The sequence below is a fragment of the Pandoraea sp. 64-18 genome, from assembly GCF_001899225.1.
In the GTDB taxonomy this organism is placed as follows: Bacteria; Pseudomonadota; Gammaproteobacteria; order Burkholderiales; family Burkholderiaceae; genus Pandoraea; species Pandoraea cepalis.
The window spans coordinates 515953-537696 of record NZ_MKVU01000006.1 but is presented as its reverse complement, the minus strand read 5'-3'; the positions used below and the strand labels follow the sequence as shown (position 1 = coordinate 537696).

The 21744-nt window shown below is 61.3% G+C and carries 30 protein-coding genes and 1 pseudogene; 23 read left to right on the top strand and 8 right to left on the bottom strand.

Annotation, left to right across the window (positions count from 1 at the left end):
* Positions 1-118 precede the first annotated feature (118 nt).
* The 5 genes from BGP02_RS05225 to BGP02_RS05205 form a co-directional block, all read right to left on the bottom strand.
* Entirely contained in the window at positions 119-721 is a 603-nt protein-coding gene (locus tag BGP02_RS05225; RefSeq protein ID WP_286798106.1) for a hypothetical protein, read from the bottom strand.
* A 90-nt stretch (positions 722-811) separates the two neighbouring features.
* Complete coding sequence (locus BGP02_RS05220; protein WP_286798104.1) at positions 812-1156, bottom strand: hypothetical protein; 345 nt, start codon at positions 1154-1156, stop codon at positions 812-814.
* A gap of 154 nt (positions 1157-1310) precedes the next feature.
* On the bottom strand, positions 1311-1505 hold the full coding sequence (locus BGP02_RS05215; protein ID WP_286798103.1) for a Sec-independent protein translocase family protein: 195 nt from the start codon (positions 1503-1505) through the stop codon (positions 1311-1313).
* A gap of 51 nt (positions 1506-1556) precedes the next feature.
* Positions 1557-2291 (bottom strand): hypothetical protein, encoded by a 735-nt coding sequence (locus tag BGP02_RS05210; protein ID WP_286798101.1) that lies wholly within the window; start codon positions 2289-2291, stop codon positions 1557-1559.
* 56 nt (positions 2292-2347) lie between these two features.
* Positions 2348-3016: a helix-turn-helix domain-containing protein gene (locus BGP02_RS05205; RefSeq protein ID WP_286798100.1), complete on the bottom strand. Its 669-nt coding sequence runs from the start codon at positions 3014-3016 to the stop codon at positions 2348-2350.
* Between the two features lie 97 nt (positions 3017-3113).
* On the opposite strand from BGP02_RS05205, the gene BGP02_RS22325 reads away from it, so the two are divergent.
* Entirely contained in the window at positions 3114-3395 is a 282-nt protein-coding gene (locus BGP02_RS22325; protein WP_353744092.1) for a helix-turn-helix domain-containing protein, read from the top strand.
* 199 nt (positions 3396-3594) lie between these two features.
* Here BGP02_RS22325 and BGP02_RS05200 read toward each other — a convergent pair whose 3' ends face one another.
* Positions 3595-4488: a coiled-coil domain-containing protein gene (locus BGP02_RS05200; RefSeq protein ID WP_286798098.1), complete on the bottom strand. Its 894-nt coding sequence runs from the start codon at positions 4486-4488 to the stop codon at positions 3595-3597.
* Positions 4489-4510: 22 nt separating this feature from the next.
* Here BGP02_RS05200 and BGP02_RS05195 point away from each other — a divergent pair, with 22 nt between their 5' ends.
* The 6 genes from BGP02_RS05195 to BGP02_RS05170 all read left to right on the top strand — a co-directional run bounded on the left by BGP02_RS05195 (position 4511) and on the right by BGP02_RS05170 (position 7729).
* The gene (locus BGP02_RS05195) at positions 4511-4825 is read left to right on the top strand and encodes a hypothetical protein (RefSeq protein ID WP_286798096.1); all 315 of its coding nucleotides are present in this window, start codon (positions 4511-4513) and stop codon (positions 4823-4825) included.
* A 67-nt stretch (positions 4826-4892) separates the two neighbouring features.
* A complete protein-coding gene (locus BGP02_RS05190) occupies positions 4893-5402 on the top strand; it encodes a hypothetical protein (RefSeq protein WP_286798094.1) in 510 nt (169 codons plus the stop codon).
* A gap of 12 nt (positions 5403-5414) precedes the next feature.
* Positions 5415-6491: a hypothetical protein gene (locus BGP02_RS05185; RefSeq protein WP_286798093.1), complete on the top strand. Its 1077-nt coding sequence runs from the start codon at positions 5415-5417 to the stop codon at positions 6489-6491.
* Positions 6488-6697, top strand: a complete 210-nt coding sequence (locus BGP02_RS05180) for a hypothetical protein (protein ID WP_286798092.1) — start codon at positions 6488-6490, stop codon at positions 6695-6697. The genes BGP02_RS05185 and BGP02_RS05180 overlap by 4 nt, the downstream gene beginning before the upstream one ends.
* Positions 6694-7068, top strand: coding sequence for a PDDEXK family nuclease (locus BGP02_RS05175; RefSeq protein ID WP_286798091.1), 375 nt, complete (start codon positions 6694-6696; stop codon positions 7066-7068). The genes BGP02_RS05180 and BGP02_RS05175 overlap by 4 nt, the downstream gene beginning before the upstream one ends.
* A 31-nt stretch (positions 7069-7099) precedes the next feature.
* Positions 7100-7729: a hypothetical protein gene (locus tag BGP02_RS05170; protein ID WP_286798090.1), complete on the top strand. Its 630-nt coding sequence runs from the start codon at positions 7100-7102 to the stop codon at positions 7727-7729.
* A 180-nt stretch (positions 7730-7909) separates the two neighbouring features.
* Here BGP02_RS05170 and BGP02_RS05165 read toward each other — a convergent pair whose 3' ends face one another.
* Positions 7910-8305, bottom strand: a complete 396-nt coding sequence (locus tag BGP02_RS05165; protein ID WP_286798089.1) for a type II toxin-antitoxin system HicB family antitoxin — start codon at positions 8303-8305, stop codon at positions 7910-7912.
* Positions 8302-8493, bottom strand: a complete 192-nt coding sequence (locus BGP02_RS05160) for a type II toxin-antitoxin system HicA family toxin (protein WP_010806546.1) — start codon at positions 8491-8493, stop codon at positions 8302-8304. The genes BGP02_RS05165 and BGP02_RS05160 overlap by 4 nt, the downstream gene beginning before the upstream one ends.
* 393 nt (positions 8494-8886) lie before the next feature.
* On the opposite strand from BGP02_RS05160, the gene BGP02_RS05155 reads away from it, so the two are divergent.
* From BGP02_RS05155 to BGP02_RS05080, 16 genes and pseudogenes are all read left to right on the top strand, one after another.
* Complete coding sequence (locus BGP02_RS05155) at positions 8887-10119, top strand: DNA methyltransferase (protein WP_286798088.1); 1233 nt, start codon at positions 8887-8889, stop codon at positions 10117-10119.
* A gap of 76 nt (positions 10120-10195) precedes the next feature.
* On the top strand, positions 10196-10762 hold the full coding sequence (locus tag BGP02_RS05150; protein WP_286798087.1) for an HGGxSTG domain-containing protein: 567 nt from the start codon (positions 10196-10198) through the stop codon (positions 10760-10762).
* Complete coding sequence (locus tag BGP02_RS05145) at positions 10749-12035, top strand: terminase large subunit domain-containing protein (protein ID WP_286798086.1); 1287 nt, start codon at positions 10749-10751, stop codon at positions 12033-12035. The genes BGP02_RS05150 and BGP02_RS05145 overlap by 14 nt, the downstream gene beginning before the upstream one ends.
* A 70-nt stretch (positions 12036-12105) precedes the next feature.
* Positions 12106-13437 carry a DUF4055 domain-containing protein gene (locus tag BGP02_RS05140; RefSeq protein ID WP_286798085.1) on the top strand — a complete coding sequence of 444 codons (1332 nt, stop codon included), beginning with the start codon at positions 12106-12108 and terminating at the stop codon, positions 13435-13437.
* Between the two features lie 142 nt (positions 13438-13579).
* Positions 13580-14353, top strand: coding sequence for a DUF6651 domain-containing protein (locus BGP02_RS05135; RefSeq protein WP_286798084.1), 774 nt, complete (start codon positions 13580-13582; stop codon positions 14351-14353).
* Between the two features lie 64 nt (positions 14354-14417).
* Entirely contained in the window at positions 14418-15746 is a 1329-nt protein-coding gene (locus BGP02_RS05130; protein WP_286798083.1) for a major capsid protein, read from the top strand.
* 74 nt (positions 15747-15820) lie between these two features.
* Entirely contained in the window at positions 15821-16075 is a 255-nt protein-coding gene (locus BGP02_RS05125; protein WP_286798082.1) for a HeH/LEM domain-containing protein, read from the top strand.
* 3 nt (positions 16076-16078) lie between these two features.
* Positions 16079-16480: a hypothetical protein gene (locus BGP02_RS05120; RefSeq protein ID WP_286798080.1), complete on the top strand. Its 402-nt coding sequence runs from the start codon at positions 16079-16081 to the stop codon at positions 16478-16480.
* A gap of 9 nt (positions 16481-16489) precedes the next feature.
* Entirely contained in the window at positions 16490-17161 is a 672-nt protein-coding gene (locus BGP02_RS05115; RefSeq protein WP_286798078.1) for a hypothetical protein, read from the top strand.
* Between the two features lie 140 nt (positions 17162-17301).
* Complete coding sequence (locus BGP02_RS05110; protein ID WP_286798077.1) at positions 17302-17991, top strand: hypothetical protein; 690 nt, start codon at positions 17302-17304, stop codon at positions 17989-17991.
* Between the two features lie 7 nt (positions 17992-17998).
* Positions 17999-18163, top strand: a complete 165-nt coding sequence (locus BGP02_RS05105) for a hypothetical protein (protein WP_286798076.1) — start codon at positions 17999-18001, stop codon at positions 18161-18163.
* A 63-nt stretch (positions 18164-18226) separates the two neighbouring features.
* Entirely contained in the window at positions 18227-19768 is a 1542-nt protein-coding gene (locus tag BGP02_RS05100) for a phage tail protein (RefSeq protein ID WP_286798075.1), read from the top strand.
* 102 nt (positions 19769-19870) lie between these two features.
* On the top strand, positions 19871-20398 hold the full coding sequence (locus tag BGP02_RS05095) for a hypothetical protein (protein WP_286798073.1): 528 nt from the start codon (positions 19871-19873) through the stop codon (positions 20396-20398).
* Positions 20399-20489: 91 nt separating this feature from the next.
* Positions 20490-20921, top strand: a complete 432-nt coding sequence (locus BGP02_RS05090) for a hypothetical protein (RefSeq protein WP_094068753.1) — start codon at positions 20490-20492, stop codon at positions 20919-20921.
* Between the two features lies 1 nt (position 20922).
* The gene (locus tag BGP02_RS05085; protein WP_286798071.1) at positions 20923-21294 is read left to right on the top strand and encodes a hypothetical protein; all 372 of its coding nucleotides are present in this window, start codon (positions 20923-20925) and stop codon (positions 21292-21294) included.
* Positions 21295-21466: 172 nt separating this feature from the next.
* A pseudogene (locus BGP02_RS05080) lies at positions 21467-21744 on the top strand (hypothetical protein); the annotation flags it as partial.

The window sequence follows — 21744 nt, the reverse complement described above, 5'->3', positions numbered from 1 at the left end:
AGGCCCTTTCAGGGCAAGCGAGGAGGGAGCGCCGACTATTCCGGCGCATTGCCACGACAAAATGAGGGCGCAAAAAAGCCCGCGCGAGGCGGGCTTTCTGTGGGGCGAAGGGGCTCTTCTATGCCCTACGGGCAGTTCGAAGGAAGGATTCCTCCAAAACGTGCTGAGACAATATCCTGCCGCTGCCGTTAGGCCGACGTGTCATGATTGTCGAAGCTACTCGACTCAGAGCTGAATCCAACAAGCCAGAAGATACGCGCATGCCGCGACGAATGAGGAAGCAGGGTATCGCAATTAGCGCGACCAACCAAATTAGGATGTACTGCTTCGCCATTAGAGCCAAGATTATTTCCGCCGCTCGATTTCGAGCGTACGCGACAACCCGCTGGATATCAGCATCAGTCGTCTCAAACCGTTTTTCCACAATCGCGTCGAACTCTCGTGCCACATCCGGTCTGACACGTCGCCAGGCGACGTGATACGACTGTGTGAAGATTGAAATGCGATTGATGTGGGCGGTATGCGCCGCAATGAGGTTCTGAAGTTCTCTTCGAATTGTCCGAGCGTCGTTGGTATTGATGGAAGAAAGCTGGCGATCCACTTCCTTGCCAAGCCTAGCAAGCTTGTCCTGAGCGTCCGCGCGCAATGCGGGGACCACCGAAAACTGCCAGGAGCACAATATCAAAAGCGCCCCGATGCCCGTCAGTATCAATTCAGCCATGATGTCCTCTGGGAGGGATTGTTGTTATTGTTGTCTGGTCGGCAAAAATGATGCCGAACACTATTATAGACGAAGCGGCAGGTGCCCGAATCAGGGGGACTTCTTACGGCTCCGCTCGAACGCATAGCCCAACGTTGCGACCGCGCCCCAGGCGTAGCCAAGAACGGAGCCAAGGTGCAAGGCGTCAACGAGTTTGGCGATAGCACCGATCGACTCGGCATTCTTGCCCTCCAGGATAGGTTCGAGGCCCTTGAATATAATCCATAACGAGCCGGCAATCGTCGCAGAAACGATGATCGTCTTTGCGCAATTCGTCAGAAGCCCTAGTCTTTCCGTAGCCGCCTGGAGCTTCGCGAGTTCAATTTTGGCCTCATGCGCGTTCAGGGGCCTGGTGGCAGCGACTGCCGGTGCATTTTGCGTTCTTGTCTCGGACACTGGTCGTTCTCTTCTTTTTGGTTCCGGTTGTATTTGATAAAGGGACTTTCGTTGCCGCGGAAATCACCCTCAGCTCACGGCCGGCTAGTTCCCACCACCCGAGCCTGATCCGGATCGGTATGTGCATTTCGTCATTGAGGTGGCCCGAACGCACCTACTTCCGTTCGAGCGATGGCCACTGCACGAAGGCAAAGACCCAGATCATGATCAAATTCAACATCGGGACGAAGGCGAGCAATACCCACCACGGAGAGAACCCCGCTCGCCGGATGATCCGTGCGTATGGGTAGAGCAAAAAGACGACCATGATGAAAAGGATCAGCCAGTGCCAAATGCTCAGGTGCTCCATCGTGTTCCTCCGTGCTTTTGCCGTTGTGTCATTTGGTGAGAATCTTGATGGTCAACCCTTCGGCTTCTGATAGACCTCAAGTTCACCGTTCATGGCATCTTGGAGGATGGCCCAGACGAGGGAGCCTTCCGCCGCGGCAACTGTATCTGTCCTAGCTTTCTGGCCGTCGAGGTAGACCTCTGACTTTACGAAATCACATGGGGCCTCGCATGACACCCTAGTGGTGATCCCATTGTCGATGAGATCGACGCGGTATTTTTTCCCTGATTTTCCCCGATATCGCGCCATGAGCAACGCTTTTGTCATGGTTCCGGCCTTCCGGTCGTCGTCGCTCAATGCAGGCTGGTAGCCATATTCACCATCTTGCTCGATGGCGTAATAGTGAGTTGGCGAAGGGGGCAACGGTGCAGTCTCTGCTGGCGCGGGCCGCTCAGTGGTAGTTTGTGAAATTTGGGGCGCGTCTGCCGGTGTGGCACTTACGGCTGAGGATGGGGCATCCACGGCAGCCCCATCTTTGCTAATCCCGACGAGTCCGATTACCGCGAGCAAGAAAGCGAGGGATCCATATGCGAGAAGCCAGCGGTTTGGGGCGCTATGTTTTGCTATTTTCCCGGCATCGTCGCCGGTGCGGACGTCCCTAAGAAGCAGTAAGACGATCCACGTCAGAAGTGGCGATACCACAAAAGCAATCGCGGTCCACAACCACCTATGGCGCCCCTTGTTGGCAGCAAAGAGGCCGCAAAGCACGTTCAGCGAAATAATGGCTGCCCAAATCAGAATCTGCATTCCAGTTTCCCCGTGTTGAATGTAAATCTAGTTTTTACCTTCGCTCGGCTGGCGATTTATCTCTTTCTGTACCGCCTGTGCTCGACCATCACGCCAATGATCCGTGCCGGCTCATTCTCGCTGTTGATAGTCGGGTAATCCGGGTTGAGTGGCACCAGCTCGAACACCTCGCGGCCAGACGCCCCGATGCCGCGTGGGCGGTACTTCTTGAATGTGGCTTCCTCTCGGCCGTTCTTGGCCACGACATAATCGCCCGGCTGAGGTTGGGTCGCCGGGTCGACGATGATCCGGTCCCCCTCGCGGAACTCGGGCTCCATCGATCGCCCCTCAAGTTCGAGCGCGAACGCGTGTTCTGACACATCCAGGTCGGTCAGCAAATATTCGAATGCACCGCCGGGCGGGAACGGGTCAACTGCCTCGGTCATCATTCCGGCCTGGACGCTGCTGATCAGGGGGATACGGCGAAGGCCGACAGGCGCAGGCACAACGTTCGAGAACCTGGTCTCTTCATTAGGTGCACGCTTCTCGGTCTCACCCGATATCAGTTCCTCTACCTTAAGGCCGAGAGCCGACGCAATTTGAGGCAGTTTTGTCGAACTCTGATTGCGCCCACTCTCAAGGTGTCCAATCGTTCCCTGCGATACGCCTGCTTTGGCCGCCAAATCTCCCTGGGACCATCCTCGAGCCGTCCGGGCGGCGATGATGTGCTTACCAATATTACTCATGTATTGGATTGTGCCCGGATGTTCAGCTACGTTGGTATTGATTGATAAATACATTTGTATTAAGCTGTGATCGTTACCTACCAACCTGAATGTCGCCATGGACGCGCAACAGTTGGTCCTAGCTCTGAAGGCGCTGGGACTGTCCCAAAAAGAGATCGCTGAAAAATGTCAGTTGTCCCAAGGGGCTATCAGTCATATCGAAACCGGGCGTCGGACGAACGTCTTTGCGTCGACAAAGGAACAGTTGCAGCGTCTCTACGACGACATAACGAAAGCTGACGTTGGGGAGACACCCCCAAGCCCCCGAAGTCGCCCTCCCGCCCAAAGAGGCGGTGAGGGCGCAACGGCTGACGGGGAACCGGCGGGGGTAGCCGCGTGAAGCTGATCGTCATCTTCCTTCGCGCCGTTCGCGAGACACCTCATCTGTACTTCGGCCCGCTACGGGCATTTTTCTCGCTCTGCACCGCCTGGCGGCTGCATCGCGCTGACCGCCAACACCCCAGCCCCTACTACGACCCGAAGCAATTCCGGGGGCGTCGATGAGAAGCGACACTTTCTCGCTGTGCGGCGGCGATGACTCACACCGTTTCTTCCGGATAAATTCGGTTTTTGCAGACTGGGCATTCCCAATGATTTTCCCAGTAGCTCTGCAACAAGACTTTCCGGTGGGAAGGGCCGTCGAAGCATTGTTGGCAGGCGTAATGGTGCGGATCAATCACGGATTCATAAGCCCACTTGCCGGGAAAAATTGCTGCCAACCGGTAGTTAGCTCGCTCAGTTGCATCCGACTCCAACGTTTTCATGGATGCCTTGAGGTCTCGAATCTGGTCTTTCAATTCATCGATTTCGTCGCGGGCCGCAGATTGCCTTTCCTGCAATTGAAGCGCGGCGTTCTGCACGTCAATGATTCGATCATTCAGCGCCTGCTTCGCCTCGGCGATCTTGCTTTCATCGCGAGCAGCCACGGCAGCCTTCGTCAATTCAAATGCTGTTTTCAGGCCGCCAAGTGCTGCGCTGATCGAGCCAATGTCCATGAGGTACTCCGTGTTTGAAGTTTTAGGGAAGCGATGCAAATGAACTACCTGAGCCACTGCACGATCAGCGGCATAGCCGCGATCGTGGCCATCACCGCCGCGATTGCCGCCATCACGTTCGCAAAGATGGCCATGCGCCGTTGCGACCTTTCGGATGCTCGGCTTCTCGCTACTTCGGCTTCCAACAGGACAACCACGGATTCGAGCGAATGCACTTGTTGCCGAGCTAACCCAGGCAAAGGTGAGGGCCGCACGAATGGCGACCCTGACGCCGACTGATCGATGACGTTCGTCCCCAAATTTTCCATGAGCGCCCCTTCTATGCGAGTGATTGACGTGTGGAAACTCGATTCTCGCATGGTCGGTGGTGCTCACCATTTCAATCCGGCGCAGTCGCGCCGCCTCGTTTGTTCTGTTGGAACCAATCGTATGGATCACGAACCGCACGTGGGAGCAACACATGAAGGTTGCTGAGAAAAACGAAAATGTGGTAGTGGGCCTCATCGCGAAGCGCACCCAGATCGCCGTCGCGAATGCTCTTGGCATTGACCGAACGAACTTCAACCGCTTCCACAACAGCCGCGGTCACGGGCTGTCTCTCAAGAAGTTCTGCGAAATGCTCGAGCTTCTCGGCCTTGATCTGTCTCGGCTGGAAGGCGCGCCGGAAATCCCTGACGACGTCGACACGGTCACCATGCCGCGCGCGGAGTACGAGGCGATGCTCGAGCGGCAGGACGCGATGCGCACGCTTCTCAAGCACTCGCTGGGGGACTGATATGGCCTCTCGAAAGGCCTGGACGCCCGAAGGCGACGCACTGCTCAGGAAGTTGTGGGCGACAGACATGTCCATCAAGCAAATCGCCGCGCAGTTTCCCGACCGAACGCCTGTCGCCATCCAGAAGCACGCACGTTATGGCCTCGGGCTGCCTGACCGTATCAACGTGCGGCGCCCGAATCAGTCCGTCGCGTGGCACGCGATTCAACGCGAGTTGGGCAAAGTGCCGATGGCTGATTCGAAGTTTCTGGCATTCGTGACGGGCTTCTCGCGTCGCCAGGTGCTTCTTCAATTGCGCACGCGCTACGTCGCTGGCGAGCTTCACATCGCGGGGTGGGCGCGCTATGCGCCTGCTGGCGTATGGGCTGCTCGCTACGCACTGGGCGCCGGCGTCGACGCCCTTAAACCAGATCCGATGCCGCCCGAAGTGGTGGACCGGCGCTACAAGCAGCGGGCCAGTAAGGATCCTGCGTACACAGCGGCGCGCAACGCGCGTGCTCGTGCGCGCTATGCGATCAAGACAGGGCGGCTTGTTCGTCGTGATCCGCTCGTTGCGGCGCTATATGGCGCCGCTTAGGCGGGGAAAACAATGGCAAGAATTCGCTCAGTTAAACCCGAGTTTTGGACGTCCGAGCAGGTGATGGACGTGTCTCGCGACGCCCGCATCCTGTTCATTGGGATGTGGAATTTCTGCGACGACGCGGGGATTCACTCGGCCAACGAGAAACGCCTGAAGGCCGAGGTATTCCCGGCGGACGACCTGACTTCGGCGGATGTTCGCCGAATGGTCGACGAACTGCTTCGTGTCGGCCTGCTCGACGAGTACGAAGTGGCCGGTCAACGATTCTGGATCGTCACAGGTTGGCATCACCAGAAAATTGATCAGCCGACGTTCAAGCATCCGGGGCCGGACGGCACAGTTCCGTCGGGCGCCCCGAAGCGCCGTCAAACCCGCATGAAATCGCAAGATTCGACGAATGATCGAGGACCGGACGCCGAGCGTTCGACCGATGATCTCGGAACGTTCGGCGAACACTCGGCGAACGTTCGCGGAGTGAACGGGGAGTGTTCACCCCCGGAGAGGAGTGGAGGGGAGGGGAAGGGAGAAGTAAACACAAGCGGCGGCGGTATACCTCGCGCGAGTGGCCCTGTGGATAAGTCCTCGCCGCCGCTTTCTGCGGAACAAATCGGGGAAAAGCTCGTGGCGCTCGAGGCCGGGAAGGGCCGCACGTTGCAGCTTTCCTCGCGTGCGCGCGAGGCGTTGCTCCGGATTGCATCGCGCAGTGTCACGCTGCAGGCGTTGCTCCGGGCCCACGACCTCGCGTGCGCGCGAAGGACCGCAGACGCCGACACGTCGCCCGTGAATCCGGGATTCCTCGAATCGTTCATCGGTGAAGCGCAAGCGGCGGCGACCGGAACCGGCCCGGGCGAAGCATGGGATACGACCAACGAGGGGGTTGCTGCGCGTGCGGCTGAACTCGGCATTGAGCCGATACGCCCGGACGAGCCGCCATATCTGTTCCGCCTGCGAGTCATCCGTGAATCCGGCGACGACGCGATGATCGAGCGAGAGGTCGGAAAGGCGGCGCGCTCGAACCCTGCCGACCACGAGCGGGTGCATCGATTCATGTACGGCTGTGCCCCGGGCGAGCTGTCCACCGCATGACGATGGACCTGTGCCCGCTGTGCCGCGCCAACGCGGGGCGCCTCGACTTCACGAAGCTGTGCTGTCGCGTCCGGCACCTGATGGCGCTGCCGCAGGTCGAAATGCGCCGCGCGACGCTCGACCGATGGCGGCGCCAGTTGGGCGACACGGCCGTGAACCAAATCGAAACCGAAGTGAAGGCCCGATGGGCAGCGAGGAACGCATGAGCACGTTGAATTTCAGAAGCACCGCCAAAACCCGTATGCAGGCACTCGGGCGCCTCAAGACGGGCGAAAGGAACAAGACCGAAAAGGCCTACGAGGCGTTGCTTGAAGCCCGGCGACAGGCGGGCACCGTAGCCTGGTACAAGTTTGAAGGTCTGAAACTGCGATTGGCCGACAACACGTTCTATTCACCGGACTTCTTCGTGATGCTGGCGGATGGAACGCTTGAGGCGCATGAGGTGAAGGGGCATTGGCAGGATGATGCGCGGGTCAAGATCAAGGTCGCAGCCGAGCTTTACCCCTTCCGGTTCATCGCGGTGCGACCCAAGCCGAAAAAGGACGGGGGCGGCTGGCAGCAAGAGATTTTTGAGTAATGGATTGGCACTTTTGACGGGGAACTGGCCAATGAACGAAGCATTCCAAGACACTCGACAGGCGCTGCACGTGGCGTACCTCGTTCTGTCGCTGCCGCCGCGCCAGAAGGCGCCTTTCCGGAATATGCTGATCCGGATCCTCGAAGACATTCCGTTTCCGACCAAGGCGCAGTCGGACTGGTTGGCCGAGCTTGGCGGTGGAAACGGTGGTGGGTTCGACCCCGACCGCCTTTCGCTCGACGAGTACCGCGCCCAGTGCGCCATGATCACGGACGCAGCACGCACCAGGTTGCCGGCGCCGGAATACGCGGCGGTGCTCGCGCGCTTCGCGCACGACGACGAGAAGGTGGCAGGCATCAACGCCCTGGCGGTATGGTCGCGGAAGTCGAGCGGCATTACCGCCGTTGCGCTGCTGCGGGATCTTGCCGCGTGGAATTACCTGCCGCGAACGAAGCGCGAGGGCGCTTCGATTCGGGATCTGGCCGAACAGCACAAGGTGACGAAGGACAAGGCGTTCCGCGCTGCGAAGTGGATGGCGGGGCGCTTCGCCGAGCTGGAAAATCTCGCAGTCGCGCGACTCGAAACCGGGTTCGTACTTCACGGCGTTGTGCCGCCGGCAAACCGTCCCACGTGCGAGTTCGCTCAATCCGTTGCAGCGTAAGGACTTCGAAGGAAAAAGCTCTTGCAGTTTTGCGACAAAGCACCTAAGATTCGCCCATACTCACCGCGAGTACACCCAAAGCCCGCCCAGCGCGGGCTTTTTGCATTGGTGGATCGAAACCACACGAGGCTGCCAACAGCCAAGAACTGCGGCAGGCATCTCATGTAGTGACGCTCAGTGTTACGCGTGTTCCATCTCGCGCTGTGCCGCGAGCGCTAGGAACGCCGAGCGCGACATATGGCGCTTCTCGGCCACGGCATCGATTTGATGTACGAGACGCTCGGGCAGGCTGATGTTCAGTCGAATCGCCTTGCTGCTGACCTTTGACAGATCGATGTCGACGAACATCCAGCAGCCGGTGCCGTCATCGACCTCATGCGCATGCAGCTTGTGGATGTCGTAGGTCGGGGCCGGGATCGCATCGGCGCTGTCTTCGTACATAAGTTCGACCGCCTCTTGCGCCATACGCTCAAGTTCGTCGAGCGTATCCGCAGCGGTGTGCACGCCCGGAAGATCCGGGAACGCGGCGCCGAAGGCGCTATCGACTTCCTGCCACACGTAGATCGGATATTTCATTCGCTTCTCCAGTCAATGCCCGCTTGCTTGAAGATCGAGCGGGCGGTGCCAATCGGCATGTCCTTTTTCGGGTGTGGGACGATCACCACTCGACCGTTCTCGTGCCGAAACTTGTGGTGGCTGCCTCGCACCGACACTTCGGTGAACCCGGCGGCCTTCAGTCGTTTGATGATGTCTGCGCTTGTCATGTGTGTAATCTTACACAATACACAATGTTGTGTAAAGATATTTTGCGCAGGTTGACGCGTATCGGTTGATTCGCCCGACAGGGCACAGACCATATCGCCGCGTCGCTGCCCGGGCCAGCCGGCCAGTGTCCGATCCTTTCCGAAACAACCCCGGCAGCGCGCCATATGTCGCTACCCGTACCTCCTGCGGGGGAATGGCGGTAGGGGCGCGTGGATGTACCGATTTCAGCGTTACCCCTATTTTTCCCGTCTATGAAAAAGCCCGCTCAACTCGCGATCGTCTACCGGTCGACGGATGAGTTGGACGCGTACGAGAACAACGCGCGCACGCATAGCGCGGCGCAGATTCAGCAGTTGCAAGAATCGTTACGCCAGTTCGGCTGGACGAATTCGGTGTTGATTGCCGACGGCGGGATCCTCGCCGGGCATGGCCGCATCGAGGCGGCTACTGGCATGTGGGAAGCGGGCGAGAGCATCGAAATGTGCCCCCGACCGTTCTTCGTTCCGACGGTCGACCTGTCGCACCTCGACGCGGCGCAGCGCCGTGCATACATCCTTGCAGACAACAAGCTGGCCGAGAACGCCGGTTGGGACGCGGACCTGCTGGCGGCCGAACTGGCCGACCTCAATGATGACGGTTTTGACCTGTCCATCATCGGTTTCAGCGACGCCGAGCTGCGCGAACTATTCGCGGAACCCGGCGAACCCGGGCCGGGCGGCGAAGGGTCGCTCGCCGAGCGATTCATGGTGCCGCCGTTCAGCACGCTCGACGCCCGCGCGGCGGCGTGGCAAGACCGCAAGGACGCCTGGCTGGCGCTGGGCATTCAGTCCGAGGTAGGGCGCGACGCGCCAGCATACGGCGGTGCCAGCGAGACGCAGAAAGCGGCACGCGGCGCCACGGCGCAGCACCGCACCAGCGTGTTCGACCCGGTGTTGTGCGAACTGGCCTACCGGTGGTTCTGCCCTGAAGGCGGCATAGTGCTCGACCCGTTCGCCGGCGGCAGCGTGCGCGGCATCGTCGCCGCGCGCCTCGGACGGCAGTACGTCGGCATGGAACTGCGCGACGAGCAGGTGGCCGCCATCCGCGAGCAGCTTCACCTGATTGCGCCGGACGATCCGGCGCCCGCGTGGCAGGTTGGCGACAGCCGCCACATCGGAAAAGCACTGAAGGGCGTCGCCGCCGACTTCCTGTTCTCGTGTCCGCCCTACGCGGACCTCGAACGCTATTCGGACAGGCCGGAAGACCTGTCCACGATGAAGTACCCCGAATTCCTTGCCGCTTACCGCGAAATCGTCGCAAGCTCGGTAGCACTGCTGAAGCCTGACCGCTTCGCCTGCTTCGTGGTGGGCGACGTGCGGGCGCGCAGCGGCTCGTATCGCAATTTCGTGTCCGACACGATCGCCGCCTTCCTCGACGCGGGGTTGACCCTCTACAACGAGGCGATCCTGCTCACGGCGCTTGGCAGCGCACCCATTCGCGCAGGCAAGCAGTTCGCCGCCAGTCGCAAGCTGGGCAAGGTGCACCAGAACGTCCTGGTCTTCGTGAAGGGCGACTGGAAAAAGGCTGTCGCGGCCTGCGGCCAGGTCGACATGACGGACGTTCAATTTCCCGATCCTGACGAGTGATCGGCCGCCGCTCGCAGCGGTTCTGCAAAAACACCCCATGCAAGACGGGCCGGGGGCTCGTCGATAGGAGGCCCCGATGGCTCGACTGTGCGGGGCGAAAACCCGCTCGGGCGAGCCCTGTAAGAACGGGGCGATGGACAACGGGCGGTGCCGGATGCACGGCGGGAAGACGCCCATAACGAACGAGAACGCGGCAAAGCCGGGTTCGCTGTACAGCAAGCACCTGACCGACGAGGAAAAGGCTCTGTTCGACGCGATCGAGCTTGGCAGCCTCGACGACGAGATCCGCCTGACCAAAATCCGGCTTGCCCGTGCGCTGGCTCAGGAAAGCGAGCGCGGCGGCACGCTGGAAGTCGAGTCGGCGGTGCAGCGCTCAGGCGGCGGTCCACAGGTTGCGAAAGCCGAAGTGCACAAGAAGGCACGGGACTACGTGTCGATCATCGACCGACTGACTGCGCGCATCGCCTCGCTGGAAGCCCGGCGGGCCGCGATGCAGAACATGGCGCTCGAAGCAGAGTTGAAGCGCCTAGACCTGAAGGAACGCGGCGATGAGCAGAATCCCGAGCCGCCCGCATCGCGCTCGTTCACCTTCGTGGTGAAAGACGCACGGCGCCGCCCCGATGACGCCAATGACGACGCCTAACCCGACCCTAAACGTTCCGCAGGCCGAGTTCCTGCAGATGCCGCACAAGTTCCGGGCCTACGTGGCCGGGTTTGGGTCCGGCAAGACGTGGGTCGGCTGCACCAGCATCTGTCAGCACTTCTGGCAGTGGCCGCGCATCAATCAGGGCTATTTCGCCCCGACGTACCCCCAGATTCGGGACATTTTCTACCCGACCATGGAAGAGGTCGCCGCGGTGATGGGCCTGGCCGTCAAGATCAACCAGACGAATCACGAGGTTCACGTCTACGAGGGGCGTAAGTATCGCGGCACGGTCATCTGTCGGTCGATGGAAAAGCCGGAAACCATCGTCGGTTTCAAGATCGGGCACGCCCTGATCGACGAACTGGACGTTATGCCGCTGAAGAAGGCCCAGACGGCCTGGCGCAAGATCATCGCGCGGATGCGGTACAACGTGCCAGGGCTGCTCAACGGCATCGACGTCACGACGACGCCGGAAGGCTTCAAGTTCGTCTATCAGCAGTTCGTCAAGGCGGTGCGCGAGAAGCCTGCGCTCGCCGAAATGTACGGCCTGATTCAGGCCAGCACGTACGACAACGAGCTGAACCTGCCGGATGACTACATCCCGTCTCTGTTCGAGTCGTACCCGGCCCAACTGATCGCCGCGTATCTGCGCGGCCAGTTCGTGAATCTCGCCAGCGGCAGCATCTACGCCGACTTCGACCGGGTGAAGAACCACACGGATGCGGTAGTCGCGCCGAAGGAAACGCTGCACATCGGCATGGACTTCAACGTGCTGAACATGACGGCGACCATCAACGTGGTGCGCAATGGCCTGCCGTTGACCCTGCTGGAGCGGGTCAAAGTGCGTGACACGCCTGCGATGGCCCGGATCCTGAAAGAGGATTTCTACGATCTTGGGCACGGCATTGTTATCTACCCGGACGCGTCAGGGGGTAACACATCCTCGAAGAACGCGAGCGAGTCTGATCTGTCGATCCTCAAGCAAGCCGGCTTCAAGGTCGAGGTGAATTCAGCCAATCCGGCTGTCAAGGATCGCGTGAATGCGTACAACGCCATGATCCTGAACGCGGCCGGTGAGCGGCGCTTCCGGATCAACACCCACGCGTGCCCGGTGACCACCGAGGCGCTTGAGCAGCAGGTTTGGGGGGAGGACGGTCAGCCGGATAAGAAGACCGGCCATGACCACCCCAACGACGCCAACGGCTACTTCCTCGTTAAGAAGTGGCCCATCGTGAAGCGCACGGCTACCGTCACCGCGCTGAACGGATAATGAGATTTCGAGTATGAGCAACGTTCGCACCCCGACGGCAGTCGTCGCCGATGCGGCCGAGGATCTCGCCTTGATCGCTGCCTTGATGGGCGGCACGCGCGCCATGCGCACAGGGGCGAAGACGTATCTGCCACAGTGGCCGAACGAAGCCGACGATGCTTATTCCGCGCGGTTGAGCACCGCGACGCTTTTCCCGGCGTTCCCGCGTACGGTCGAGGTGCTGGCCGCAAAGCCATTCTCACGGCCCATTACGCTGGGCGAAGATATCCCACCTCGTCTCAGGGAATGGTCCGAGGATATCGACCTGCAGGGCCGAAGCCTTCACAGCTACGCGGCCGCGCTGGCGGATGCGGTGCTCGCCGAAGGCATGGCCGGCATCCTCGTCGACTACCCGACGAAGGGGAAGGGCGTGAAGACGGTCGCGGACGAGCGCCGCGCCGGTTTGCGCCCCTACTTCGTGCACATTCGAAAGGGTGACATCCTCGGTTGGCGGTCGAAGCGCATCAACGGTGTTGAAACCCTCACGCAGTTGCGGCTGCTGGAAAGTGCGACGGTCGACGATGGCCCTTTTGGCGAAAAGACGATCGAGCAGGTGCGCGTCCTGTACATCGGGAAGTGGGAAACGTGGCGAGAGACTGAAAAAGTCGATGCCGACGGGAAGAAGATCTGGGAGGTCCACCAGTCCGGCACCACGACTCTGAAGCGCATCCCGTTCGTGGTGGCGTACGGCAAGCGCACGGGTTTTATGACCGCCGTGCCGCCGCTGATGGAACTCGCACACGCTAACGTCGAGCACTGGCAGTCGAAGAGCGACCAGCAGACGATCCTGCACGTCGCGCGCGTACCCATTCTTTTCGCCAAGAACCTCGGCGACGCCCAGATCGTCGTCGGGGCCTCGACGGCGATCAAGGCCGATTCGGCCGACGCCGATCTGAAGTTCGTCGAGCATACCGGGAAGGCCATCGAGGCCGGACGCCTGTCGCTGTTAGATCTCGAAGACCGGATGCGCCAGGCAGGCGCCGAACTGCTGGTCATCAAGCCCGGCAACGTGACCGAAGTCCAGACGCTCGCGGACAACGAGCAGGGCATGTGTGCCTTGCAGCGCATTGCGCACGACGAAGAAGACGCGATCGACGCGGCGCTTCAGTTGATGGCTGAATGGGTCGGTGAGGCACAGGGCGGCCACGTCACGATCTATAAGGAATTCGGTGCAGCGACGCTCGCTCAGGCATCGCTTGAGCTGCTGCGCGACATGAACATTGACGGCACGTTCTCTGATGAATCGCTGTTCCGAGAGGCGCAGCGGCGCGGCGTGATCAGCCCGGAACTGGACTGGAACGCTGAGAAGACCCGCATTGCCGCCAACCTCAAGCGCCCCGGCGCACCAGTGATCCAAGACTGAGTGGGCGCGCGTCGCACGATTTACCGAAGGCCCCAGGCATCGCGCCCGGGGCCTTTTTTCATTGCTTGTCAGGCGGATGCCGACGGGCGCAACGCGGCGGATGCCGCACTGAATTGAGGGCGGATGCCCGAGGAAAGCCACCATGCCATTCAAGTACGACGCAGAAGGAAACATCGTCACGCAGGACGTCAACGGCCAGAAGCTGCCGGTCTTCGTCAACGCCAGCGGCGGCGAGGCGCCGTTCGACGCTGACGCAACGGTCGGGAACATTTCCCGGCTCAACGGCGAGGCCAAAAGCCACCGCGAGCGAGCCGAGAAGGCGGAAGGCACCCTGAAGGCGTTTGAGGGCATTGGTGATCCCGCTGCTGCTATCGCTGCGTTGGAAACGGTCAAGAACCTGAACGACAAGAGGCTGGTGGATGCCGGCGAGGTCCAGAAGGTGAAGGACCAGGCGATCGCATCCGTTCGCGCCGAGTTTGAACCTGTCGTCAAAGAGCGAGACTCGCTGAAGACGGCGCTTTTCGACGAGAAGATCGGGGGTGCTTTCGCGCGCTCGAAATTTATCGGCGAGAAGGTTGCCATCCCGGCGGACTTCGTTCAGGCGTCGTTCGGTAAGCACTTCGCCATCGAGGAAGGGAAGATTGTGGCGAAGGACGCGAGCGGCAATCAGCTGTTCAGTCGTACCCGCCACGGTGAACCTGCCGATTTCGAAGAAGCACTTTCGATCCTGATCGATGCCCACCCCCAGCGGGACAGCATCCTGAAGGGTTCCGGTGCAAGTGGTGGCGGTGCGAGTGGCGGCGGCAACGGTGGCGGTAGTGGCAAACGCACGATCACGCGTTCTGAGTTCGAGGGCATGGGGGCGGCCGAGCAGGCAGCCGCTGCGCGCGACGCGAACGTGACGATCAAGGACTGATCAGTCCGAATCCCAACTGAAGGCCGCCGAGCGCGGCCGTTTTCGTTTGAAGAGGCTCATACACATGAAGCGTTTCCTTTCCACCTTGCGCCGCACGGCGCTGGCCACGATCGCAATTGCAGTCGTGGTCTACCCGATGGCGACCATGGCAAAGGTCGCTTCCAAGCTGTTCGAGTTCATGGGAGGTGCTGCCGCCTTCCCGGTCAAGGGCGGTGGCATGGTTCTCGGGGCAAACACCCTCACGGGCCTGATCCCCACGATCTATGAGGCGCTGGACGTCGTCTCGCGCGAGCTGATCGGCATGATCCCCGCGGTGTCGCGCAACAGCACCGGCGGTCGAGCAGCGCTCAACGAGTTGATCACGATCCCGATCGCACCGCCTGGTCAGTTGGAAGACAACACACCGGCCGTCACTGCCCCGAACTCCGGCGATTCGAACATCGGCAACGTGTCGATGACCATCAGCAAGTCGAAGCACGTACCGATTCGCTGGAATGGTGAAGAGCAGAAGGGCATGAACAACGCCGGCACTTACGCTGGCGTGCTGATGAATCAGTTCGCGCAAGCTTTTCGCACTCTCGGCAACGCGGTAGAAGTCGATCTCGCCACGACTGCATATCAGAACGCATCCCGTGCCTACGGTACGCCTGGTACGGCCCCGTTCGGCACCGCCGGTGACCTGTCGGACATCGCCCAGGTGCGCAAGATCCTCGACGACAACGGCGCGCCGCAGATCGACCTGCAACTGGCCCTCGGTTCGTCGGCGATCGCCAACCTGCGCGGCAAACAAAACGTGCTGTTCAAGGTGAACGAAGCCGGCACCGACGAACTGCTGCGCCGGGGCATGATCGGCGAGCTGGAAGGCATGGCTATCCGCAACTCGGCGGCCATCAAGCCGATCGCGAAGGGCACGGGGGCGAGCTATACCACCGACACCGCTGGTTACGCCGTCGGCGCCACCCAGATCACGCTGATTACCGGTTCGGGCACCGTGCTCGCCGGTGACACGGTGACGTTCGCCGGCGACGCGAACAAGTACGTGGTGGCAAGCGGCGTGACGGCCCCCGGCGTGGTCACGATCGCGGCCCCGGGCCTGCTGCAAGCTATCCCGGCGTCGGCTACGGCCGTCACCGTGGGCGCGACGGCGACGTCGAACCTCGCTTTCAGCCGCTCGGCGATCCAGCTGATCACCCGTGCGCCGGCAATGCCGGTCGGCCCGGACGGTAAGGCGATGGACATGGCGGACGACGTCATCCAGGTGACCGACCCGGTGACCGGCATCGTGTTCGATATCGCGGTGTATCGCCAGTTCATGCAACTGGTCTACCACGTGCGCCTGGCATGGGGCACGCAGGCCATCAAGCAGAACCACATTGCCGCGCTGCTCGGCTAATCCGGCGCGACGCGTTCCGCAATCAACCGGGGCAAGCGGCGCTTGCCGCGGCCCCGGCCCACACTGGAGTGACCATGCAACTCGAAACCGTCAAAGTCGTCTCGCCTGTGTCTGACGACAACCCGCACGGCTACATCGTGATCAACAAGACGGACCTCACCGACGAGCACGAGCTTTTCGACGAGGACGGCGCGAAAAAGGAACCGACCGCCAAGGCGCTCAACGTCGAGCAGTTGAAAGCAGCGCTCACCGAGAAGGGCATCGCCATTCCGGACGGCGCGAAGAAGGCGGACCTGCAGATACTGCTCAACAAGGCCAGCGAAGGCTAAACCATGCTCACCGACGCGCAACTGACTGATGTTCGCCGGTTCATGGGCTACCCGCTCGCGGGCACGACCATGCCGATCACGAACGATCAGGACATCGTCTACGGGCGCTTCGGGATGGTGGTCATGTCGCTGCATCAGCGGTTGACAACGCTGTCGGCGAGCGAAGAAGCCGTGATGGTGAACACCTATCTGACGTCGCTTTACACGTTGGAGGTTGCGGTTCCTGCGACCGGCGACAACCTTGATACGCAGCAGGCGGCTGTCTGGAAGCACAACCCTAACGAGATGCGGGACCGCTTGGCGCTGTTCGACGAGTGGCGGCGCCGATTGTGCGCCTTCGTCGGCTTCGCGCCGGGCCCGATGCTTGGCACGGGCGGCGCGCTGATCGCGCTCGGCCGCGCCTGACGGTACACGATGGACGCAACCACCCTTCAAAACCGCATCTACGCCGGCTACGCTCAGGCCGCCAAGCGCCTGGGGCTGACATATGCGCAATATCGACCGGCTTCCGCTGCGAACCCCTTGGCGGTGCAGCAGGGGACTCTGCTTGCGGCGCTCAACGCCGAGGACATGACCTACGGCAAGCCGAATCGGTACGGTAACCCGGTCTGGTACGGCTTGTTCGACGGCAGGCTGACCCAGGCCGGCGACTATCTCGTCGGCCCGGGCGGGACATTCTTCATCGCCAGTCAGCAGTTGCACCTGCCCATTCAGTGCGTCGAGTGCAACGTCACGGTGCGCGTGTCCCGCGTGGCGGCACCTGCGGGTGTGGGGGCGGTCGGCTACGGCGGCCCCTGCGGCGAGCCGGGCGCCGCGGGCGACAATTACCTGATCGGGGACGCGACGGGCGCGGGCTGGCCGGCGTCCATTCTGCTGTTCGGGCAGCGCGAGAAGTCCATCAGCGGCTTGCCTTCGTCGTCCCAGCAAATCGGCTGGCGCATCCTGTTGCCGAAGTCGGTACCGCAGTCGGTCATCATTCAGGCGTCCGACACCGTCTCGTGTAGCCTCGGTCGCCGGTACGTCGTGCAGGGCGCTGAGCTGACGGACATGGGCTGGCGCCTGACAACCATGGAACTTCACGCGTAATGGCCGACCTCTCAGACGTCAGCAACCTGCTTGTTGCGCAGGTCGCGGCCTACCTGTACGCGAACGGCACAGCGAATCCGATCTCGCCCATCGCCGGGTGCGCCGTCAAGGTCTTTGCCGGGTGGCCACAGCCCGAGGCGATGCGCGAAGACTTCGCCAACAACATCGGGTATGTGTCCGTCTACCCGCTGCCGACCGAAACCGTTTTGCGCTCGACTGTTCGTGAGTGGGAAGTACAGTCCATCGCGGCGCCGACTGTCACCGTCGCGGTGAGCGACGTCACCGTGACGCTGGGCGGCACCGTGGTGGCATCGCAGAACGTCGCGGCGGTTGTCGATGGCAAGCCCTACGTCTACGGCGTGCAGGCGACCGACACGTTGTCGGCGATTGCGACCGCGCTCGCCACGATGATCAGCGTTGACCAGCCAGCAACGTCGTCAGGTACCGGATTTACCGTGCCCGGCGCACACTCGATCGAGGCGCGCGTCGGCACGTCGGGCACGATCATTCGCGAGCTGCGCCGCCAGCGGAAAGGCTTTCAGATCACTGCCTGGGGCAATTGCTTCGATGTCCGCGACCGGCTAGGTATGGCAATCGATCAGGCGCTCGGGCCGCTCGTGCGCGCGACGCTGCCCGACGGCTCGCAGGCGATCTTTCATTACCAGAGCAGTCGGCAGGATGACACTCAGCAGAAGCAGCGCATTTACCGCCGCGATGTGATCTACGGCATCGACTATTCCACCACTCAGATTGACAACGCTTTCGGCGTCGTCGCCCCGCAGGCGTTCGTCGTCGGCGGCATCGACACGCTGGGAATCCCCACTTCGTGAGGCACTCATGAATCTCGTTGTTTTGCATGCCTTCGGCGAATACCAGAAGGGCGACCGGATCACCGACGTCGACAAGGTCGCGGCGGTACTCGACTCGGAACAGGCCGCTTTTGTCGTGAAGGTCGCGGCTGCCGAAGAAGCCGGCACCGCCAAGCCGAAGAGCAGCAAGTAAGCCGCTCGATCACCTGCATTCTCAAGCCGCCTCCGGGCGGTTTTTTCGTTTCCGGAGGCACTCATGCCGGTTTTTCAAGAAGGCGCGCTGAATACCACCGCGCTAGTCGTCCCTGACGTATACGTCCAGATCCTCGCGCCGCGCAATACTTTGATCAATGGACTGCCGACGAACATTTCCGGTGTTGTAGGCACGGCTCAGTGGGGCCCCGTGAACTCGCCGACCATCGTCGGCGGGATGGCTGACTACGCGCAGAATTTCGGTGCGGTGATGGCGCGGAAGTATGACATGGGCACGCAGGTGGCGCTGGAAGTGCTGCAAGGCGCTAACAACTTCCGCTGCGTTCGCGTGACGGATGGTACTGATGTGGCCGCCAGCGCGGCCATCGGGACGTCGCCCGCAAACATCACGTTCACTGCCAAGTACACCGGGACCTTGGGAAACAGCCTGGTCGTGACGCTGGCAACCGGTTCGGCTGCGAATTCGTGGCGTGCTGTGGTCGCGATGCCCAATCAGGTGCCCGAGGTGTTCGACAACATCACCGGAACCGGTGCAGCCCTTTGGGCGAACATCGCAGCGGCGATCAATTCGGGGCAATCCGGCCTGCGTGGGCCTTCGCAGTTCATTGTGGCAACGGCGGGAACCGGCGCGACTGCGCCTACGGCTGGTTCGACCACGCTCACAGGCGGTACCGATGGCGCTGCCACGATCACAAGCGCGACGCTGCTCGGCGTTGACACTGTGCCGCGCAAGGGCATGTACGCACTTCGCAACACGTCCACGAGCGTTGCGCTGCTCGCGGATTGCGACGATTCCACGAGTTGGACAACGCAGCTGGCCTTCGGCTTGTCGGAAGGGATCTACATGATTGGCGTAGGCCCTGCAGGCGACACGATCGCCAATGCCGTTGCGGCCAAAGCCTCGGCCGGCATCGACTCCTATGCGTTCAAGCTACTCCACGGGGACTGGATCTACTGGCAGGACACGGTGAACAACGTTATTCGCCTTGTGTCGCCGCAGGGCCTGAGCGCTGGGCGCCTCGCCAACAGTTCGCCGGAGCAGTCGAGTCTGAACAAGCCGCTGTATGGCATCGTCGGCACGCAGAAGTCGATGCAGAACCAGGTCTATTCGAGCGCTGAACTACAAGCGCTCGCGCAGGCCGGTATCGACGTCATCACCAATCCCATTCCGGCTGGCAACTCGTTCGGCGCGCGGATTGGTCACAACGCGAGCAGCAACCCGGTCGTCAACGGCGACAACTACACGCGGATGACGAACTATCTTGCCTACACGCTGAACAGCGCCATGGGCATTTTCGTCGGTAAATTGCAGTCGACTCGCGATAACGACCCCCTGAAGCGGCAGGCCGGATCGACCATCAGTTCGTGGCTCGAAAGCATGAAGGGCGACGGCGACAAAATTGGGATGATCGACGACTACTCGGTGCAGTGCGACAGCAAGAACAACACGCCGAATCGCATCGCTCTCGGGTACCTGCAGGCCGACGTGAAGGTCCGATACCTGGGCGTCGTCGAGAAATTCATCGTCAACCTTGAAGGCGGCCAATCGGTCACCGTAACGCGCCAGAGCACGCAGCCGGCGTAAGGCGTCACGTGTGGCGGATAGGTCAGGCCGACCGAAAAGCGCGCGTCCTGGGCGCGCCCGCCGCCGCACACCTCATTTCCCAGGCATCCGCAGGTGATATTCATGAATGCACCACGAAAGAAGATCGCCAGCGCAGACGAACTGATGGCGACCGCCGCTGTAGCAAATGTGCTCGCCGATGCGGCGGAATGTTCATTCGGCGATCCACACGGCGCCATAGCGATCCTTCGGGATAGGCTGCCTGCCACGCTTCCCGACTTTGGGCTTGAGTGCCTGCGAGTTGCCGTGACAGAAATGGTTGGTCGCCACCTTCTCGCGCTGAATGCCAAAGGGACGGAGTTCGAGGTGCATCACCACTTCTGGGCAAACCTGGATCGATACCTTCCAGGAGCGAAGCGGATTAAGTCTCGCTCGAATCAACAGCATATGCCTGACGGTTGGATCGAACTCAATGGCGTAGCGATGCCGGTCGAAATCAAGCGGGATGAATTCAAGGCTGCTGCTGCTCGGCAGCTGACGCGATACATGACTGAATATGGCGCGACTCGCGGCATTGCGGTTGCGAGAGAGATTCGCTGTCCACGCGATCCGCGCGTCATCTACATCGAGTACGACGTGTCCGCCATCTGAGACAACCATCCTTCCTCACTGACCCGGCCTCGCGCCGGGTTTTTGCATTTTGGCCTGCCGCGCGCGGGCCGCTTCTATTTCGGAGCACGCCATGCCCGTGAATGGCTTCAACGTAGGCCGCGACGTGTCGGTCGATATCAACACGTCGACCGGCCCGCTGAATTTCGGCCTGATCACCAAGTTCACTGCCAAGCAGGACATCACCGACAAGAAGGTGAAGGGCCTGGACGGCATCACGCGCCATGTGCGCTTCCCGGACGGGTGGTCCGGCACGTTCGACATCGAGCGACAGGGCCCCGAACTCGACGACTTCTTCGCCCAGTCCGAAGACAACTACTACGCGGGCGTCGACGAGCAGGGCGGCACGATCACGGAAACCGTTACCGAAGTGTCGGGCGCGGTGTCGCAGTATCGCTTTCTCGGGGTGCTGCTGAAGTACGACGACGCAGGTGACTGGTCGGGCGACGATACCGTGAAACAGAAGGTCTCGTTCGTGGCGTCGCGCCGCGTGAAGGTGTCTTGATATGGCGAAGCTCACTGTGAATACGGGCACCCCGAGCGACGAGGTCGTGCGGGCAGCTGTTGCCGAACACTCGGTGCAGGACGCGACGGGGCGCACGCTGCTCCTGCGCAAGCCCGGCATCCTTGCGCAATATCGGCTCATCGAGGCTCTCGGGGACTCGGCGAAGAACGAGGCCTACATGGGCATGGTCATGCCGCTGCTGTTCGTCGGTGCGATCAATGGCGACGCGGTGCCGCCCTTGCGCACGAAGAGCGAGGTGGAGGCGCTGATTCAACGCTTGGATGATGCCGGCGTCGAAGCCGTCATGCTTGGCGTACAGGCGCACTTCGCGCGCCAGGATCCGGAGGCGGACCGCGAAGCACTAAAAAAGTAGTCAGGGCCACGCCGATCCGCGAGGCACTCTGGCTCGTCAAGAACGGCGTGCCCTTCGACGTCGCTTTTAGCGTCGACGATGCCACGCGCGCTGGCTGGTCCATCATCTTCAGCGAGATGGAAGGGCACGTTTTCAACTTCCGGACGATGGAATTCGAGCAGCCGAGGTCGTGATGAAGGAATTCGGTGATCTGGCGTCGTTCGCGGCTCATCTCGGAGCGATGGCCACCGTCGTCGACCGCAGTCTGCATCAAGGACTGAAGAAGGTCGCTGTCGTGATCGAAAAGCGTGCTGAAGCCAAATTCGGTGATTATCAATCCGGCGTTGGCCCGTTCCCCGCATGGGCGCCCCTCGCAGAGTCGACGAAAGCAGAACGAGTTGCGAGCGGGTTCACCCCAGATGACCCGCTGTTGCGCTCTGGCAGCCTGCGCGACTCGGTCGAACATCAGGT

Coding starts and splice junctions, on each gene's coding strand:
- BGP02_RS05225 (WP_286798106.1), bottom strand. CDS start 721: ATGGCTGAATTGATACTGACGGGCATCGGGGCGCTTTTGATATTGTGC.
- BGP02_RS05215 (WP_286798103.1), bottom strand. CDS start 1,505: ATGGAGCACCTGAGCATTTGGCACTGGCTGATCCTTTTCATCATGGTC.
- BGP02_RS05210 (WP_286798101.1), bottom strand. CDS start 2,291: ATGCAGATTCTGATTTGGGCAGCCATTATTTCGCTGAACGTGCTTTGC.
- BGP02_RS05205 (WP_286798100.1), bottom strand. CDS start 3,016: ATGAGTAATATTGGTAAGCACATCATCGCCGCCCGGACGGCTCGAGGA.
- BGP02_RS22325 (WP_353744092.1), top strand. CDS start 3,114: ATGGACGCGCAACAGTTGGTCCTAGCTCTGAAGGCGCTGGGACTGTCC.
- BGP02_RS05195 (WP_286798096.1), top strand. CDS start 4,511: ATGAAGGTTGCTGAGAAAAACGAAAATGTGGTAGTGGGCCTCATCGCG.
- BGP02_RS05190 (WP_286798094.1), top strand. CDS start 4,893: ATGTCCATCAAGCAAATCGCCGCGCAGTTTCCCGACCGAACGCCTGTC.
- BGP02_RS05185 (WP_286798093.1), top strand. CDS start 5,415: ATGGCAAGAATTCGCTCAGTTAAACCCGAGTTTTGGACGTCCGAGCAG.
- BGP02_RS05180 (WP_286798092.1), top strand. CDS start 6,488: ATGACGATGGACCTGTGCCCGCTGTGCCGCGCCAACGCGGGGCGCCTC.
- BGP02_RS05175 (WP_286798091.1), top strand. CDS start 6,694: ATGAGCACGTTGAATTTCAGAAGCACCGCCAAAACCCGTATGCAGGCA.
- BGP02_RS05170 (WP_286798090.1), top strand. CDS start 7,100: ATGAACGAAGCATTCCAAGACACTCGACAGGCGCTGCACGTGGCGTAC.
- BGP02_RS05165 (WP_286798089.1), bottom strand. CDS start 8,305: ATGAAATATCCGATCTACGTGTGGCAGGAAGTCGATAGCGCCTTCGGC.
- BGP02_RS05160 (WP_010806546.1), bottom strand. CDS start 8,493: ATGACAAGCGCAGACATCATCAAACGACTGAAGGCCGCCGGGTTCACC.
- BGP02_RS05150 (WP_286798087.1), top strand. CDS start 10,196: ATGGCTCGACTGTGCGGGGCGAAAACCCGCTCGGGCGAGCCCTGTAAG.
- BGP02_RS05145 (WP_286798086.1), top strand. CDS start 10,749: ATGACGACGCCTAACCCGACCCTAAACGTTCCGCAGGCCGAGTTCCTG.
- BGP02_RS05135 (WP_286798084.1), top strand. CDS start 13,580: ATGCCATTCAAGTACGACGCAGAAGGAAACATCGTCACGCAGGACGTC.
- BGP02_RS05130 (WP_286798083.1), top strand. CDS start 14,418: ATGAAGCGTTTCCTTTCCACCTTGCGCCGCACGGCGCTGGCCACGATC.
- BGP02_RS05125 (WP_286798082.1), top strand. CDS start 15,821: ATGCAACTCGAAACCGTCAAAGTCGTCTCGCCTGTGTCTGACGACAAC.
- BGP02_RS05120 (WP_286798080.1), top strand. CDS start 16,079: ATGCTCACCGACGCGCAACTGACTGATGTTCGCCGGTTCATGGGCTAC.
- BGP02_RS05115 (WP_286798078.1), top strand. CDS start 16,490: ATGGACGCAACCACCCTTCAAAACCGCATCTACGCCGGCTACGCTCAG.
- BGP02_RS05110 (WP_286798077.1), top strand. CDS start 17,302: ATGCGCGAAGACTTCGCCAACAACATCGGGTATGTGTCCGTCTACCCG.
- BGP02_RS05105 (WP_286798076.1), top strand. CDS start 17,999: ATGAATCTCGTTGTTTTGCATGCCTTCGGCGAATACCAGAAGGGCGAC.
- BGP02_RS05100 (WP_286798075.1), top strand. CDS start 18,227: ATGCCGGTTTTTCAAGAAGGCGCGCTGAATACCACCGCGCTAGTCGTC.
- BGP02_RS05095 (WP_286798073.1), top strand. CDS start 19,871: ATGAATGCACCACGAAAGAAGATCGCCAGCGCAGACGAACTGATGGCG.
- BGP02_RS05090 (WP_094068753.1), top strand. CDS start 20,490: ATGCCCGTGAATGGCTTCAACGTAGGCCGCGACGTGTCGGTCGATATC.
- BGP02_RS05085 (WP_286798071.1), top strand. CDS start 20,923: ATGGCGAAGCTCACTGTGAATACGGGCACCCCGAGCGACGAGGTCGTG.